We start from the raw sequence: 13725 nt of genomic DNA on the forward strand, positions 1-13725 counted from the left end.
GGAGATGGTGGAGTGGTCGGGAACGGGATCGGTAGCGGAAAGGCCGAGGAAGCGGCGGTAGAAGAGGTTGCCGTAGAGCATGATTTCCATTTCGGGGTCGGAGTGACCGTAGATTTGCTGGATGATGAGGATTTTGAGCATGAGGAGGGGATCGTAGGCTGGGCGTCCTACGGAGGAGGGATGGAGTTTGGAGAGAATGCGTTCGAAGGGTTTCCAGTTGATGAGGCGGTCGAGTTCTAGGAGGAGGTCATCAGGGAGGTTTTGGTAAAGAATATTTTCCCCGAAAGTGAGTTGAGTATGCTGTTTCTTATACATGCTCAACTCCTTTAGTTTTTAAGTGAGTTTATTATGAGAAATAAAATTGTCAATCTGATTTTGCAAAGGTCTCAATATAATAAGCAGAATCGTCTTCTCCGGAATCTCCTCTTTTAATTGCATATATTTCCCGTTCTATGAGAAATTTCTGCTTCGGAGAGAGATTGTAAGAAGACAATAATTTTTTCAGTTCTTTAATATCTCTTTCTCTTGAATCACGATCTTTTATGATCATATTTGATTATCTCTACAACCAAATTATGTATTTTTTTCTCATTTTCGAAATACGAATCTAATATCTTGCTGATATGTATGACCTGTAAGCGTGTGGGTAAAAAAATATCGAACTGAATATTTGTTTTTAGGCAAAGTCATATTCTATTTAGTCTGGTCTGAATTTTTCCTTTGCTGCCATTACTAGGTGACGAAGATAATCAATATATAGTTTAGCTAGATTTGGGATCGAAGTATCATTTATTTCCTGTCCTAGGTGGCACTTAGGTGCATCCGGAAAATGTAAACTTACGAAACCAATATCTTGGGGAAGTTCTACATAATATTTTTCTATAGAACCATCAGGGAGTTGAACTTCCCATCCGCTACCACCAAGTTTATCGCCTATGAAGAACCCTTTTGCATTTGGTGGTGGAGGACCAAAGCGGGTTAAATCTTCAGGAATTTGGAGCTGCCTTATATAGATACGGGTTGAGGTTTCTAACAATCCTTCTTTGAGTATCTTTGAACGTAATTTATAGAAATATTTCATAAGAGAATCATTTTTCATTTCTTCTCTATATTTCTCGTACCAAGCATCAAAATCTGGTTCTATAGAACGGAGATTTTGAAGAACATTAGTAACAGCACGACCAAAAACAATCAAATTTCTTAGACCTGATAGCTTTCTTTCTGGTGGTCCTTTAATTAAATCCTCTAAACCTTGTTCTGCTGTCTTCAGTGTTTCTTCAGCCTTTTTATAATATCAGTTGTAGTATGACGAAAAACTGACATCTCTTAATCCCTTTAAATTTTTGTGATTTCGGCTAACTTATTTGTATCCGCATCATAAATGTATTCTTCATTTGCGCATATAATTCATTCATTTCTTTCATTTGTTTCTTTTATGATATAATGACAAAGCTCGGTGGCGTCTGCGAAGCGTCAGCGAAACACGCATCCACTGCAGCGATTTGTTATGTAGTATTTTCTTCTATATTTAGGCCAAGTTTCTTGGCAATAGCTCTTACTCTTTTCTCTAATGATTCACATAACTCGGTATAATCATTATATTCAATTCGATTTATCGCCGCGACATCAAAGTGAACCGCAGTTCCCTTTCTTGCAAGAAGCACAACCTCTTTATTTGCTCTATGAGCCCATCCTACCTCATAGTATACATTCGGCCTCTCTCCTGTTAAATCAGCGACAACAAATGCAGCGGATTCAATTTGAGTTAATATCTCCGCTGTAACAGTACGATTATGTTGAATTTGATCTACTCTTACAGGCTTAAATCCAAGTTTAGTCAATGTAGGTTCTATTGCCACATAATAAGCATCTCTAAATTCGGGCTGAAAGCTCATTATGACAAAGACATTTCTTGCAGAAACTTCATCTGGTATAGGAGTTGGAGCAAAAGGCCCTGGAAGGAAATTCTCTTTGACAGGAACAACTTGCTCTTCAGCCTTAGGCTCACCTGTTACTTCTCTATGACTTTTAGGAAACTTATCTTTTATAAGGTCGAATAGCTGTCTAGATTGTTCTCTTGTAAAATTTTGAGTCTGAAAAGTAAAAATTCTGTTCTGAGCAGTATAGCTCATGTTTATTGTTTTACGAGGATTCTCGTTAATGACAATTGATGCATTAAAACTATGAAATTCGCACTCTTCCGGGATTTGATTTATATCATTTCTAACTTGATCAATAGTTCCTGTTACTTGGATATCATCAAAAATGATGTTAACCTGAATTTGCCCTGCATTTTTCAATAGTTCACTTGTTCGTAATTTATCTATTGCATCAATAAAAACTTGAGGTATATCCGGTAATGATTCAACAAAATACTGTCTCAGAAAACGATTTAGATTCTGTATAGGCATTCTTTCTTCCTTCCTCTATATAACGCCCAAACTCAGCGGCCCGCTGTATAGTAGGTCTGCGAAAAGGAAGTTTGCCTCTTTAGGCGTAGCTATAGAAAGCCCCCCTCTTTGCACTAACTTTTCCTTATTAATTGGATATTAGTCTCTACCCTTTAATAGGGATATTTGAATTTCCAGTAACTTATGTGCTTAATGCAGTCAAGTTTCAAGTTCGGGTTTTTGGCGGAATTAATGTCTGATAACGTATTTTAAATGCGGAAAACTTCACAAAAATGGCTTAAAATTTTTTGGTTTGTTGGGAAGCAGGAAGGTAGGGGAGGTGGCCGGTGTGGAGAAACCGGCCACCGTGTATTTTCTGGAAAACTACTTCCGGTACATTTCGCAGCCCGGGAAGAGGGCTGAGGCCCCCAGTTCTTCTTCGATCCGCAGGAGCTGGTTGTACTTGGCCACCCGCTCGCTGCGGCAGGGGGCGCCGGTCTTGATCTGGCCGGCGTTGACCGCTACGGATAGATCCGCGATGAAAGTGTCTTCGGTTTCACCGGAACGGTGCGAGATGACCGTCCGCCAGCCGGTCCGATGGGCAAGCTCTATGGCCTGAAGGGTCTCGGAGACCGTACCTATCTGGTTGAGCTTGATGAGGACCGCGTTGGCGATCCGTTTTTCAATACCCTCTCGGATGCGTTTCACGTTGGTCACGAAGATGTCGTCGCCTACGATCTGGATCTTGTCTCCGAGCTCGCGACACAGGGCCGCCCAGCCCTCCCAGTCGTCCTCGGCCAAAGGATCCTCAATGGAAACGATGGGAAAGTTCTGGATGAGGTCTTCATAGAAGCGGATCATTTCCTCGGAGGAAAGTTCCTGGCCTTCGAGCTGATACTTTCCGTCTTGGAAAAGTTCGCTGGCCGCCACGTCCAGGGCCAACACGATGTCTTCTCCGGGCCGATAGCCCGCCCTCTCGATGGCCATCATGAGGAACTCTAGGGCCTCTCGACTGTTTTTGATCTGGGGGGCGAAGCCGCCTTCGTCTCCCACCGAGACGGAAAGGCCCTTTTCTTTGAGGACGGCTTTGAGACTGTGATAGGTCTCGGCTCCGTAGCGCAGGGCCTCGGCAAAACTTCCGGCTCCGCAGGGGATGATCATGAACTCCTGGATATCCAGGGGGTTGTCGGCATGCACCCCACCATTTAGAACGTTCATGAAAGGAGCCGGAAGCACCCTGGCCCCCACTCCTCCGAGATAGGCGTAGAGGGGAAGCCCCGCTTCGGCGGCCGAGGCCTGAGCCACCGCCATGGAGACCGCAAGGATGGCGTTGGCCCCGAGACGACTCTTGTTCTCCGTGCCGTCAAGTTCGATAAGGATACGGTCGATCTCGGCCTGCTCTGTGGATTCAAGTCCGATGAGTTCCGGGGCGATAATCTCGTTTACGTTCTGAACCGCCGTAAGCACCCCTTTACCTTTATAACGATTCCCCTCTTTGTCCCTCAGTTCCAGGGCTTCATGGGTTCCGGTGGAGGCCCCGGAAGGCACGGCTGCCCGTCCAAAGGCTCCGGAATCAAGAAAAACTTCCGCCTCCACCGTAGGATTTCCCCGAGAATCCAGGATCTCCCGAGCTCTGATTTCTACGATTTCTCCCATTTCAACCCCCTCCTTTTTATTCTTCTCTTAAAGCCCTTTCGAATTCTTCCCATAGAATGGGTTTGGTGCCCATTTTGCCGACTACGATTCCGGCACAGAGGTTGGCGTAAGAGACGGCTTCCTTGAGGGGAAGACCGGCGGTGTAGAAGGCCGTAAGGGCCGCAATGGCCGTGTCTCCGGCTCCGGAGACGTCGTAAACCTCCCGGGCTCGGGCCGGAAAGTGCCAGGCTCCTTCTTCGGGATGATAAAGGTACATGCCCTCCGCTCCTAGGGTGACCACCATAAAGTTTAGGCCGTATTTTTCGACCAGTCTTTCACAACTTCCGGAAAGGTCTTCCGGAGAAAGACCTTCCTGCCGGGCAATCTCAGCAAACTCTTTATGATTGGGAGTGATACAGGTAGCCCCATAGTACTTGTGCCAGTTTAGCCCTTTGGGATCCACGAAAACGGGTTTCTTCCGTCTCCGGGCTTCTTCAATGAGCCAAACACAAAAGCCTTCGAAAAGGAAGACCCCCTTGGCGTAGTCTGAAAGGATGATGGCTTGGACCTGGTCTAGAAGTCCTTCGAGACGAGCCTTGAGCGTTTCTTTGATTTCGGCATCAGGAGCCTTGATTTTTTCGGTGTCAATACGGAGAAGATGTTGGGAACGAGCTATGACGCGAGTCTTGACCGTGGTGGGCCTGGAAGGATCTCGTGTGAGGCCCGAGATGCCGAGCCCGTTTCTGCGGGCGAGTTCAAGGAAGATCTCCCCTTCGCGATCTTCACCGATGAAGCCACAGAGTTCCGTTGCGCAACCGAGTCCTTTGAGGTTGGCGGCCACGTTGGCCGCTCCTCCCAAGGCATGCGATATTTCCCTTAATTGAAAGACGGGCACCGGAGCCTCGGGAGAGATGCGATTTACATCCCCCCAGAAATACTGGTCGAGCATGACGTCGCCTACCACCAGCACGGAGAGTTCGGAGATCTTATTTCTAAGCTCAGAAGGTTCCATTAGGCTTCCTCGGTGGCAGTTTCTTTGGTTGGCAGACCGGCCATTTCTCGGATGCGGGCCTCGATTTCGTGGGCTAGTTCAGGTTTCTCCTTTAGGAGCCGTCTTACGTTTTCTCGGCCCTGTCCCAGGCGTTCACCATTATAGGAAAACCAGGAGCCGCTTTTTTCGATTAGGCCCATAGCGAGTCCCAAGTCTATGAGTTCTCCTTCCTTGGAAATGCCTTCTCCGAAAAGGATGTCGAATTCGGCTTCCCTGAAAGGGGGGGCCAGCTTGTTTTTTACCACTTTGACCCTGGTACGGTTGCCGATCTGTTCGGTTCCTTCCTTCACCTGACCTATGCGGCGGATGTCGAGCCGGAGAGTGGCGTAAAACTTTAAGGCCATGCCACCGGTGGTGGTCTCCTGTTGTCCGTAACCGAAACCTCCGATCTTCATGCGAGTCTGGTTGATGAAGATGACCGCCGTATCGGTTTTGGCAATTACGGAAGTGAGTTTGCGCATGGCCTTTGACATGAGCCGCGCCTGTAGGCCTACCTGTTGTTCGTCCATTTCACCTTCGAGTTCAGCCCTGGGCACCAAGGCCGCCACCGAATCCACCACGATGACATCTACACCTCCGCTTCGGGCTAGAACCTCCGCGATCTCCAAGGCCTGTTCACCCGTATCCGGCTGACTGATTAAAAGGTCTTCCACGTTTACGCCTAGTTTCCTGGCGTAATGGACGTCTAAGGCATGTTCGGCATCTATGAAAGCCGCTACCCCTCCCGCTTTTTGGGCTTCGGCTACGATGTGCAGGGCCAACGTAGTCTTACCCGAGGACTCCGGGCCGTAGATTTCGGTAACTCGTCCTCTGGGTATGCCTCCTATACCGGTAGCAATGTCAACACCAAGCGAACCGGTAGAGATATTTCGGATTTCGATCTTGCGTTCGGTTTCGCCAAGGCGCATGATGGCGCCTTTGCCGAACTGGCGTTCGAGCTGTTTGATGGCCGCTTCTACGGCTTTCTTTTTGTCAAGCGACATAAAAGAACTCCTCCCTTTGAAGGTTTCGGAAGTATTTTAGCATGTTTTATAATAAGAAAACATGCTTTTGGAGTTAAGGCTCAAAAATTTTATCCTCATCGAGGAGCTTTTGCTTACCTTTGAGCCCGGTTTTACCGTTTTTACCGGTGAGACCGGGGCCGGGAAATCCCTTTTGATCAAAGCCTTGAAGCTCATCCTGGGTGAGCGCGGAGGCCCGGATTACATCCGTCCCGGTCGCAAGGAAGCCGTGGTGGAGGCCCTTATCTACGGCGGGTCTTTATTGCGGGAACGCCTTGAGGCCCTGGGGTTTGAGCCCTCGGAGGAAGTCCTCCTCAGGCGGGTGATCTCCCCAGAAAGAACCAGAGTCTATGTCAACGGCTCGCCGGCTACTCTCAAGATCCTTTCTGAACTTACTCGGGGTTTCATCGTGCTCACTGGGCAGCACGAGTTCCGATTGCTCTTCTCTCCGGATTACAGGCTTTCGGTCCTGGATGACTTCGCGGGGCTCACGGAAGAGCTTGAGGCTTATCGACGGGTCTTTTCGGAATGGAGGAAGGTCTCGGCCGAGAGGGAGAACCTGGAGAGGGAACTTTCGGAGATCGAGAGACGCCGGGATTTTCTGGATTATCAAATTCGGGAGATAGAAGAGGCCGGCCTTTCCCCGGAGGAAGATCAGGAGCTCGTCCGGGAAAGGGAGGTTTTGCGGCACCTTTCCCGACTCAAAGGGGGACTGGAAGAAGCCGCCTTTTCTCTTGATAGGGCTGCGGAGGCCTTGGCCGAAGCCCGTGGCTTCCTTTCCGAACTCGCAAAATTTGATGCCGAACTCCAGTCTCATGCCGAAAGGCTTGAGAATCTTTATTACGAAACCGTGGAATTGGCTCGAGAGATGGCCTCCCGGAGGGCCGATCTCCCCGAAGACGACTCTCGACTTGAGGAGATCGAGGCCCGTTTGAGCCGCTTGGAGCGCCTTAAGAGGAAGTACGGAGGTACAGTGGAAGAAATTTTGCAGACTTTAGAAAGACTCCGGGCCGAACGGGAAACCCTGGAAACCGGGGAGGAGCGACTTCAAGAACTTGTGAACCGGGAAACGGCGCTCCTCAAAGAGGTCCTTGAAAGGGCGAAATCTTTGAGCGATAGACGGCGAAAGGCCGCCGGGGTTTTGTCCGAAGAGGTTACCCAAGAGCTTTCTTCCCTGGCCCTCTCCGGAGCCGAATTCCGGGCGGAGGTCAATACCTTGCCGGCCTCTGCCGAAAGTCTTACCGCCTCCGGTCTCGATAAGGTAGAGTTCCTAGTGCGCACCAATCCCGGGACTCCGGAAAGACCACTTGAGAAGGTGGCCTCTGGAGGCGAACTTTCACGGGTTTTCCTGGCCCTGAAATGTGTCCTTTCCCGAAAGGATAGTGCCACTTGTCTCATCTTCGACGAGGTGGATACCGGGATCGGGGGGCTAACCGCGGTAAGGGTAGGGGAGAAACTTCGCGAGCTTTCCGAAAACGAGCAGGTAATCTGCATCACCCATCTTCCCCAGATCGCCAAGCTGGCGGATCACCATTTTGCAGTGGAAAAAGAGGTCTCCGGTGGTGAGACCTTTACCCGGATAAGACCTCTTTCTGAGGAAGAGAGGGAACAGGAGCTTTCGCGAATGATGGGGGTTACCTCGAATGCTTAAAGCCAGAGTCCTTCTTCTCTTTTCGGGTGGTCTTGACAGCATACTAGCCGGCAAGGTCCTTCAGGCTCAGGGCCTCGAGGTACTGGCAGTGCGTTTCATAACGCCGTTTTTTCATTGGCAGTGGCGAGGTCGGGAGGAAGAATTCGACCGGATGCTGCGTGAAAAATACGGTTTTCGGGGACTCATCCGAGATATAAGTGAAGAATACCTGGAGCTGATGAAGGATCCTCCGCACGGTTTCGGGTCCGCGGCCAATCCCTGTATCGATTGCAAGATCCTCATGTTACGGAAGGCTCGGGAGATGCTTTCGGAGGTTGAGGCGGATTTTCTGGCCACCGGGGAGGTAGTGGGCCAGAGACCCATGAGCCAGCGTCGGAACATCATGCGCCACATAGAGAAGGAGGCCGGGGTTACCGGGATCCTCCTGCGTCCTCTCTGTGCCAAGAGGCTTCCGCCCACCGAACCCGAAAAGAAAGGGCTTGTGGACAGAGATAGACTCTATGACTTTTGCGGTCGAGGTCGAAAGCCCCAGATGCGGCTAGCCGAGGAGTTCGGGATCACGGATTATCCCTCTCCGGCCGGGGGCTGTATCCTGACCGATCCCCAGATCGGTGAACGGCTGAAACGTCTTCTTGCCCTTAGAGGTGGTCTTTCCGTGAGAGAGGCCGAGCTGGCTCTTTTCGGGCGCCACTTCATCGAAGACGGTTTCTGGTTGATCCTCGGCCGCAAAGAATTCGAAAACCGTAGGCTCCAAGAATTGGCCCGTCCTGGGGATCGGCTCTTTAAGATCCGTGGAATCCCCGGGCCCACGGCTCTTTTAGTGGAAGGCCGAGGGGAGGCCGAGAGGGTGCGGGAGATCCTCAAGCGTTACACCCCCAAGGCCCGTGGGCTTCCAAAAGTCGAACTCGAGGAGATAACGCCATGAAGCCACCAATAGTCCTTCTTACCGATTTCGGACTCCAGGATCACTATGTGGGAGTGATGAAAGGGGTCATTCTCTCGCGGGTCCCGGAGGCCACTTTCGTGGATCTCACCCATGAGGTTTCCCCGCAAGACGTAAGGGAAGGGGCTTATTTACTGGCAGTTTCCTATCGGTATTTTCCCGTGGGGACGATCTTCTTGGCGGTGGTGGACCCTGGGGTGGGCACCGAAAGACGGGCACTGGTGATCCGGACAGAAGCCCACTTTTTCGTGGGGCCGGATAACGGTCTTTTTACGCTGGTCTTGAAGCGCAGTCGCACGGCCGAGATCCGGGCGGTCGAGGTCGAACGGTTTAGGCTCCCCGAGGCGTCATTTACCTTTCACGGTCGCGATCTATTTGCGCCGGTGGCGGCCGAAGTCCTTTCCGGACGCCCCTTTGAGGAGTTCGGTCCGAAGATTTCCGATCCCGTGCTCCTTGAGTTTTCGGAGCCGGAACCGGTTCCCGGAGGTTTCAGGGTTCCGGTCCTCAAGGTCGATCGTTTCGGAAACCTCATCCTGAACTTTTCGGCCGAAGCGCTTTCCGGCCGAAGGTTCCGCGTAGTAGTGGAAGGCCGGAGGGTGCCTTTCGTCAGGACCTACGCCGAGGCCCCGGAAGGCGAGCCGCTCGCCCTCATAGGAAGTGATGGTTTCCTTGAGATTGCCGTGAATCGGGGCTCAGCCGCCCGGATTTTTGGAAACGATCCCGAGATACTCCTTCTATGGGAATAGAGACCTTTTCCCGCGATACACTCTTTTCCGGGAAGCTCGTGATCTATCAGTCCCGCGATGGTTACCGCTTCTCCATCGAGGCCCTCCTTCTGGCGGGCTTTGTGCGTCTCAAAAAGGAAGCCCTTGTGGCTGATTTAGGAGCCGGTTGCGGGGTGATCTCCGCCATCTTGGCCCTTCGTTTCCCTGCCGCCAGGATCGTGGCCCTGGAGATCCAGGAAAAGCTCTCTCGGGCGTTATTCCTCACGGTCTCTTCGAACGGATTGGATAAAAGCATTCTGCCCGTGAGAGGAGACGTGAAAAGATGGCCCCTAAAGGCCGGGAGATTTTCGGTCGTGGTGATGAATCCCCCCTTCAAGCCTCCGAAGACCGGAAGGCTTCCTCCGGATGAGGAGAACCTCGTGGCTCGCACCGAGTCCCTGGCTAATCTTTCGGATTTTCTGGAGGCCGCTTGGGAGCTCCTGAAGCCCGGAGGGCGGCTCTTTCTGGTACATTCGGCCTTGAGATGTGCGGAAGTCCTCTCAGAGATGCGAAATCACGGTCTGGAACCCAAGCGCCTGAGGTTCGTACACTCTTATCCCGGAGATGAAGCCCGGTTCATCCTGGTGGAGGGGAGGAAGGGAGCCGGTCCGGAGGTGAGGGTGCTTCCTCCGCTATTTATCTACCAGAAACCGAAGGGGCCTTATTCTTCGGAGGTGGCCCGCTTCTTTTCTGCGCCTGAAGAAGGACTCGCCGCCACCTTCGAAAGGCCTCCCTCAGCTCCGGATCTTCAATAAGCGCCGCTTCTCGCTGGGCCTTTTCCTCCTCTTCCGGAGAGAGGGGAGAGGCCCTTCTGGCTTTGCGTTTCCAGAAGGCCGGAGGTTTTCCTACCACGAACCGTATGGAAGTGAACAGTTTTTCTCCGGCAGCCTTATTCAGGGCCTCAAGGATTTTGGGGGCCTCAAACCGCAAGGCTGCTCCCCATATGGGGTCCGCCACGCCCAGGGTGAGTCTTCCGTGCGCGAAGGCCACCGGCCAAGTCCGCCGGGCCAACTCTTCCCCCACCACCTCTTCCCAGTCGAGAAGGATCCCCCACGCCTTGAGCCTTTCCCGATAGCCGGGGATCTTCAAGAGATTTTCTAAGAGTTTCCCCAAGGCCTCCATTCAGGCCATCACTTCCTGGAGTTTGCCCTCGATAAGGGCCTTTATCTCCTCCAGCCTTTCGGGACTCTGGGCTTCGAATCGAAGCACCAGGACCGGCTGGGTGTTTGAGGCCCTTACCAGCCCCCAGCCGTCGGGAAAGATCACCCGGGCCCCGTCCACATCTACGACCTCGTAACCTTCCTCTTTCAGCTTCTTGGTGAGACGTTCCACCACCTTGAACTTGATCTCATCCGGGCACTCGGTGCGGATTTCTGGGGTGTTGTAGGTCTTTGGAAGATCGGCAAGGAGTTCGGAAAGGGGTTTTTCGCTCTCGGAGACGATCTCAGCGAGCCGAAGACTGGCATAGACCCCGTCGTCGAAACCAAACCAGCGCTCGGCAAAAAAGATATGGCCGCTCATCTCCCCGGCCAGCAGGGCCCCGGTCTCCTTCATCTTGTTCTTGATAAGGGAATGGCCCGTCTTCCACATCAAGGGCCGACCACCGAGCCTGGCGATCTCGTCATACATCACCTGGGAGCACTTGACCTCTCCGATTACAGTGGCTCCGGGGTGTTCCGCTAGTAATTTGCGGGCAAAGAGCACCATGAGCTGGTCTCCCCAGAGGATTTCACCGCGCTCGTTCACCACCCCGAGTCGGTCGCCGTCTCCGTCATAGCCCACCCCGAAATCCGCTCCAATTTCAAGGACTTTCTTCCGCAAGGTCTCCAGGTTCTCTTTCACCACCGGGTCTGGAAAATGGTTGGGGAAGGTCCCGTCCACCTCGCAGAAAAGGCACTCGACCTCGCAGCCGAGGGCTCGAAAGACTTCCGGGGCTGTAAGGGCGCAGACCCCGTTTCCGGGATCAAGGACTACCTTGAGTGGCCGCTTGAGCCGGATGTTCTTTTTGAGATATTCCTTGTAAGGGCCTAGAGCGTCGAGGTCGGTAACCTCGGCCTGGCCGGATTCGAAGTCTTCCTTCTCAATGAGGTCCCTCAGAGCTCGGATTTCGGCCCCATAGATAGTCTCCCGACCTACACAGATTTTAAGGCCGTTGAACTCCGGGGGGTTATGGGAGCCTGTTACCTGAATGCCGCCGTCAAAGCCCTCGAAGTAATGCAGGGCGAAATACATGACCGGGGTAGGGGTCATACCAATATTAGCCACTGAGATCCCGGCCGAGGTGATACCTTCTATCAAGGCCTGCTGAAGTTTAGGACTCGAAAGCCGGCCATCTCTTCCGCAGAGAACTTGCTTCCCGCCGCGCCTGCGAATAACGGTGCCATAGGCCCGACCGATGACTCGTACTACCTCCGGTGTGAAGTCTTCGTCCACCTTTCCCCGAATGTCGTATTCTCTAAAGATATAGGGGCTTACTTTCATATTTTTACCTCCCTGTGGTTTGTAGATCGATTACTTTAAGCTCCAGGTACCTTTCTCCTCTAAAATCGGAGATATAAGGGGTGGCAGCCAGATGAAAACCCCCTAACTGAGGGAGATTCCGAAAGAAATCTAATTTGTCCGGAGGAGCCTGAAAGAAAATGGCTGAAAGTCCGGTGCCTTTTTGCCAGAGAGTAAAACGCAGGTGTTTTTCGGCCACCAGACGCGGATTCCGGATCTCGAAGTTTGAAAGGGCCACTACCGGTTCAGGATTGCCGGGACCGAAGGGGGCCAGTCTTTGAAAGCCTTCAAGGAAGTCTGGATCAAGTAGTTCCGGGATTTCGGCCCGAGCTTCAAGGAAGAGTCGGGGTTTGAGCTCGTCAACGGTGGTCTTGCCGGTTTTTTCGGTAAGCATGGCCTTTACCGTTTCTCCGAACTGTCTTTCAAAAAGCGGGAGGGCTTCGGGGGCAAGTTTTAGCCCCCCAGCTGCCGGATGGCCTCCGAAACCCAGGAGTGTTTCCTGGCATCGTTGAAAGGCCTTGAAGAGATCTATCTCTGGAATGCTTCTTCCCGACCCCTTGATCTGATCTTTCTTTCGGGTGAGAAGCACCACCGGTCGGTAGAATCTTTCGGCAAGCCTTCCGGCCACAATCCCGATGACCCCGAGGGGCCAGTCTTCCTTGTAGAGCACCAAGCCCGGGGGGATCTCACCCTTTATCATTTCAAGGGCTTCGTTCAGGATTTTTTCTTCGATCCGTTGTCTTTCGGAGTTGAGGGCGTTCAGTTCTCGGGCCAAGATCCGGGCCTTCTCCTCCTCTTCCGAGACTAGGAGTTCGAAGGCCAATCGGGCTTCCCTAAGTCTTCCGGCGGCGTTGATCCTCGGGGCCAGGCGGAAAAGGACCTCCTGGGTGCCTATGGCCCCGTTGGTTCCTGAAACCTCGCGCAAGGCCTTGATCGCGGGACGCTCCGACTCCGAGAGTTCGGCCAGCCCGAAGACCGTAATCAGGCGATTCTCCCCTACGAGGGGGACCATGTCCGCCACGGTGCCTAAGGCCACGAGATCTAGATATCGTTTAAGGTTGGGGACCTCACGTCCGGCGAAAAATCCCTGTTCGTAAAGATAGCTCCGCAGGGCCCTTATCAGGGCAAAAGCCATTCCTACCCCGGCAAGGTCATAGAAAGGAGAGCCCCTCGGTGTACGTTTGCCGGTAATGACGGCTTCGGCCCGGGGAAGTTCCGGCGGAAGCTCGTGATGGTCGGTTACGATGACCCTGAGTCCTAGTCTTTTGGCTTCCTCTACGGCTTCCCGCGCACTTATCCCACAGTCCACCGTAATAACGAGCGCTACCTCCTTCTCCTTGAAAAAGGGTAAGAGATGGGCATGAAAACCGTAGCCGTCCCTTTCTCGATGAGGGAATAGGACTTCCACCCGGGCCCCAAGTTCTTTCAGGAAGAGATAGAGGATAGCCGTTCCGGTAACCCCGTCGGCGTCGTAATCGCCGTAGAGTCCGATTTTTTTCCCGGAAAGCAAGGTTTCGGCTATGAGTCTTACCGCCGAAGCCATGTCCGGAATGCGAAAGGGATCTTCGAAATCCGACAGCCGGGGATAGAGGAAGGTGTGAGCCCTGCGCCAATCTGTTAACCCGCGGTTTACAAGGAGGGTTGCTAGAAGCTCAGGGAAGCCGCCTTCCTTTTGAAGACTTAAAACGTGTTCCCGTTCGGGGAGTTTGAGGACCCAGCGGTAGCCAGCGATCATGCTTTGAACCTTTTCAAAGGTCTCAGAAAAGGCAAAAATTGTCAAGGCGGAGGTTT

14 protein-coding genes are annotated in these 13725 nt (G+C 52.3%); 4 read left to right on the forward strand and 10 right to left on the reverse strand.

Annotated features, from left to right (window positions below):
• From TDIS_RS08305 to recA, 7 genes are all read right to left on the reverse strand, one after another.
• The coding region (locus TDIS_RS08305; protein WP_161939505.1) for a transposase at nucleotides 1–315 on the reverse strand (315 nt) is incomplete at its 3' end.
• Nucleotides 316–364: 49 nt separating this feature from the next.
• A complete protein-coding gene (locus tag TDIS_RS08310; RefSeq protein WP_068671231.1) occupies nucleotides 365–550 on the reverse strand; it encodes a hypothetical protein in 186 nt (61 codons plus the stop codon).
• Between the two features lie 147 nt (nucleotides 551–697).
• Nucleotides 698–1195: a hypothetical protein gene (locus TDIS_RS08315; RefSeq protein WP_068671233.1), complete on the reverse strand. Its 498-nt coding sequence runs from the start codon at nucleotides 1193–1195 to the stop codon at nucleotides 698–700.
• A 310-nt stretch (nucleotides 1196–1505) separates the two neighbouring features.
• Complete coding sequence (locus tag TDIS_RS08320; RefSeq protein ID WP_068671235.1) at nucleotides 1506–2411, reverse strand: hypothetical protein; 906 nt, start codon at nucleotides 2409–2411, stop codon at nucleotides 1506–1508.
• Between the two features lie 363 nt (nucleotides 2412–2774).
• The gene (eno, locus tag TDIS_RS08325) at nucleotides 2775–4046 is read right to left on the reverse strand and encodes a phosphopyruvate hydratase (protein WP_068671237.1); all 1272 of its coding nucleotides are present in this window, start codon (nucleotides 4044–4046) and stop codon (nucleotides 2775–2777) included.
• Between the two features lie 16 nt (nucleotides 4047–4062).
• Nucleotides 4063–5037 (reverse strand): D-glycero-beta-D-manno-heptose-7-phosphate kinase, encoded by a 975-nt coding sequence (gene rfaE1, locus TDIS_RS08330; RefSeq protein WP_068671239.1) that lies wholly within the window; start codon nucleotides 5035–5037, stop codon nucleotides 4063–4065.
• Nucleotides 5037–6059 carry a recombinase RecA gene (gene recA, locus TDIS_RS08335; RefSeq protein WP_068671241.1) on the reverse strand — a complete coding sequence of 341 codons (1023 nt, stop codon included), beginning with the start codon at nucleotides 6057–6059 and terminating at the stop codon, nucleotides 5037–5039. The genes rfaE1 and recA overlap by 1 nt, the downstream gene beginning before the upstream one ends.
• Nucleotides 6060–6120: 61 nt before the next feature.
• Between recA and recN the strand changes: the two genes are divergently transcribed.
• Genes recN through TDIS_RS08355 form a run of 4 tightly spaced genes read left to right on the forward strand, consistent with a single transcriptional unit; the run spans nucleotide 6121 to nucleotide 10190 of the window.
• On the forward strand, nucleotides 6121–7728 hold the full coding sequence (gene recN / locus TDIS_RS08340; RefSeq protein WP_068671243.1) for a DNA repair protein RecN: 1608 nt from the start codon (nucleotides 6121–6123) through the stop codon (nucleotides 7726–7728).
• Nucleotides 7721–8653, forward strand: coding sequence for a hypothetical protein (locus TDIS_RS08345; RefSeq protein ID WP_068671245.1), 933 nt, complete (start codon nucleotides 7721–7723; stop codon nucleotides 8651–8653). The genes recN and TDIS_RS08345 overlap by 8 nt, the downstream gene beginning before the upstream one ends.
• Entirely contained in the window at nucleotides 8650–9417 is a 768-nt protein-coding gene (locus tag TDIS_RS08350; RefSeq protein WP_068671247.1) for an SAM hydrolase/SAM-dependent halogenase family protein, read from the forward strand. The genes TDIS_RS08345 and TDIS_RS08350 overlap by 4 nt, the downstream gene beginning before the upstream one ends.
• Entirely contained in the window at nucleotides 9408–10190 is a 783-nt protein-coding gene (locus TDIS_RS08355; RefSeq protein WP_068671249.1) for a tRNA1(Val) (adenine(37)-N6)-methyltransferase, read from the forward strand. Before TDIS_RS08350 ends, TDIS_RS08355 begins: the two co-directional genes overlap by 10 nt.
• Here TDIS_RS08355 and TDIS_RS10885 read toward each other — a convergent pair.
• The 3 genes from TDIS_RS10885 to recJ are packed head-to-tail and all read right to left on the reverse strand — an operon-like array spanning nucleotide 10072 to nucleotide 13669.
• Nucleotides 10072–10548, reverse strand: coding sequence for a DciA family protein (locus TDIS_RS10885; protein ID WP_161939506.1), 477 nt, complete (start codon nucleotides 10546–10548; stop codon nucleotides 10072–10074). The genes TDIS_RS08355 and TDIS_RS10885 overlap by 119 nt on opposite strands.
• A gap of 9 nt (nucleotides 10549–10557) precedes the next feature.
• Nucleotides 10558–11916 (reverse strand): phosphomannomutase/phosphoglucomutase, encoded by a 1359-nt coding sequence (locus TDIS_RS08360; RefSeq protein WP_068671251.1) that lies wholly within the window; start codon nucleotides 11914–11916, stop codon nucleotides 10558–10560.
• Nucleotides 11917–11920: 4 nt separating this feature from the next.
• Nucleotides 11921–13669, reverse strand: a complete 1749-nt coding sequence (gene recJ, locus TDIS_RS08365; RefSeq protein ID WP_068671253.1) for a single-stranded-DNA-specific exonuclease RecJ — start codon at nucleotides 13667–13669, stop codon at nucleotides 11921–11923.
• Nucleotides 13670–13725 lie beyond the last annotated feature (56 nt).

It is taken from the genome of Thermosulfurimonas dismutans (assembly GCF_001652585.1).
GTDB lineage: Bacteria > Desulfobacterota > Thermodesulfobacteria > Thermodesulfobacteriales > Thermodesulfobacteriaceae > Thermosulfurimonas > Thermosulfurimonas dismutans.

Excerpts from the sequence above, each read along its gene's own strand:
- TDIS_RS08310 (WP_068671231.1), bottom strand. The coding sequence starts at position 550 with ATGATCATAAAAGATCGTGATTCAAGAGAAAGAGATATTAAAGAACTG.
- TDIS_RS08320 (WP_068671235.1), bottom strand. The coding sequence starts at position 2,411 with ATGCCTATACAGAATCTAAATCGTTTTCTGAGACAGTATTTTGTTGAA.
- eno (WP_068671237.1), bottom strand. The coding sequence starts at position 4,046 with ATGGGAGAAATCGTAGAAATCAGAGCTCGGGAGATCCTGGATTCTCGG.
- rfaE1 (WP_068671239.1), bottom strand. The coding sequence starts at position 5,037 with ATGGAACCTTCTGAGCTTAGAAATAAGATCTCCGAACTCTCCGTGCTG.
- recA (WP_068671241.1), bottom strand. The coding sequence starts at position 6,059 with ATGTCGCTTGACAAAAAGAAAGCCGTAGAAGCGGCCATCAAACAGCTC.
- recN (WP_068671243.1), top strand. The coding sequence starts at position 6,121 with ATGCTTTTGGAGTTAAGGCTCAAAAATTTTATCCTCATCGAGGAGCTT.
- TDIS_RS08345 (WP_068671245.1), top strand. The coding sequence starts at position 7,721 with ATGCTTAAAGCCAGAGTCCTTCTTCTCTTTTCGGGTGGTCTTGACAGC.
- TDIS_RS08350 (WP_068671247.1), top strand. The coding sequence starts at position 8,650 with ATGAAGCCACCAATAGTCCTTCTTACCGATTTCGGACTCCAGGATCAC.
- TDIS_RS08355 (WP_068671249.1), top strand. The coding sequence starts at position 9,408 with ATGGGAATAGAGACCTTTTCCCGCGATACACTCTTTTCCGGGAAGCTC.
- TDIS_RS08360 (WP_068671251.1), bottom strand. The coding sequence starts at position 11,916 with ATGAAAGTAAGCCCCTATATCTTTAGAGAATACGACATTCGGGGAAAG.
- recJ (WP_068671253.1), bottom strand. The coding sequence starts at position 13,669 with ATGATCGCTGGCTACCGCTGGGTCCTCAAACTCCCCGAACGGGAACAC.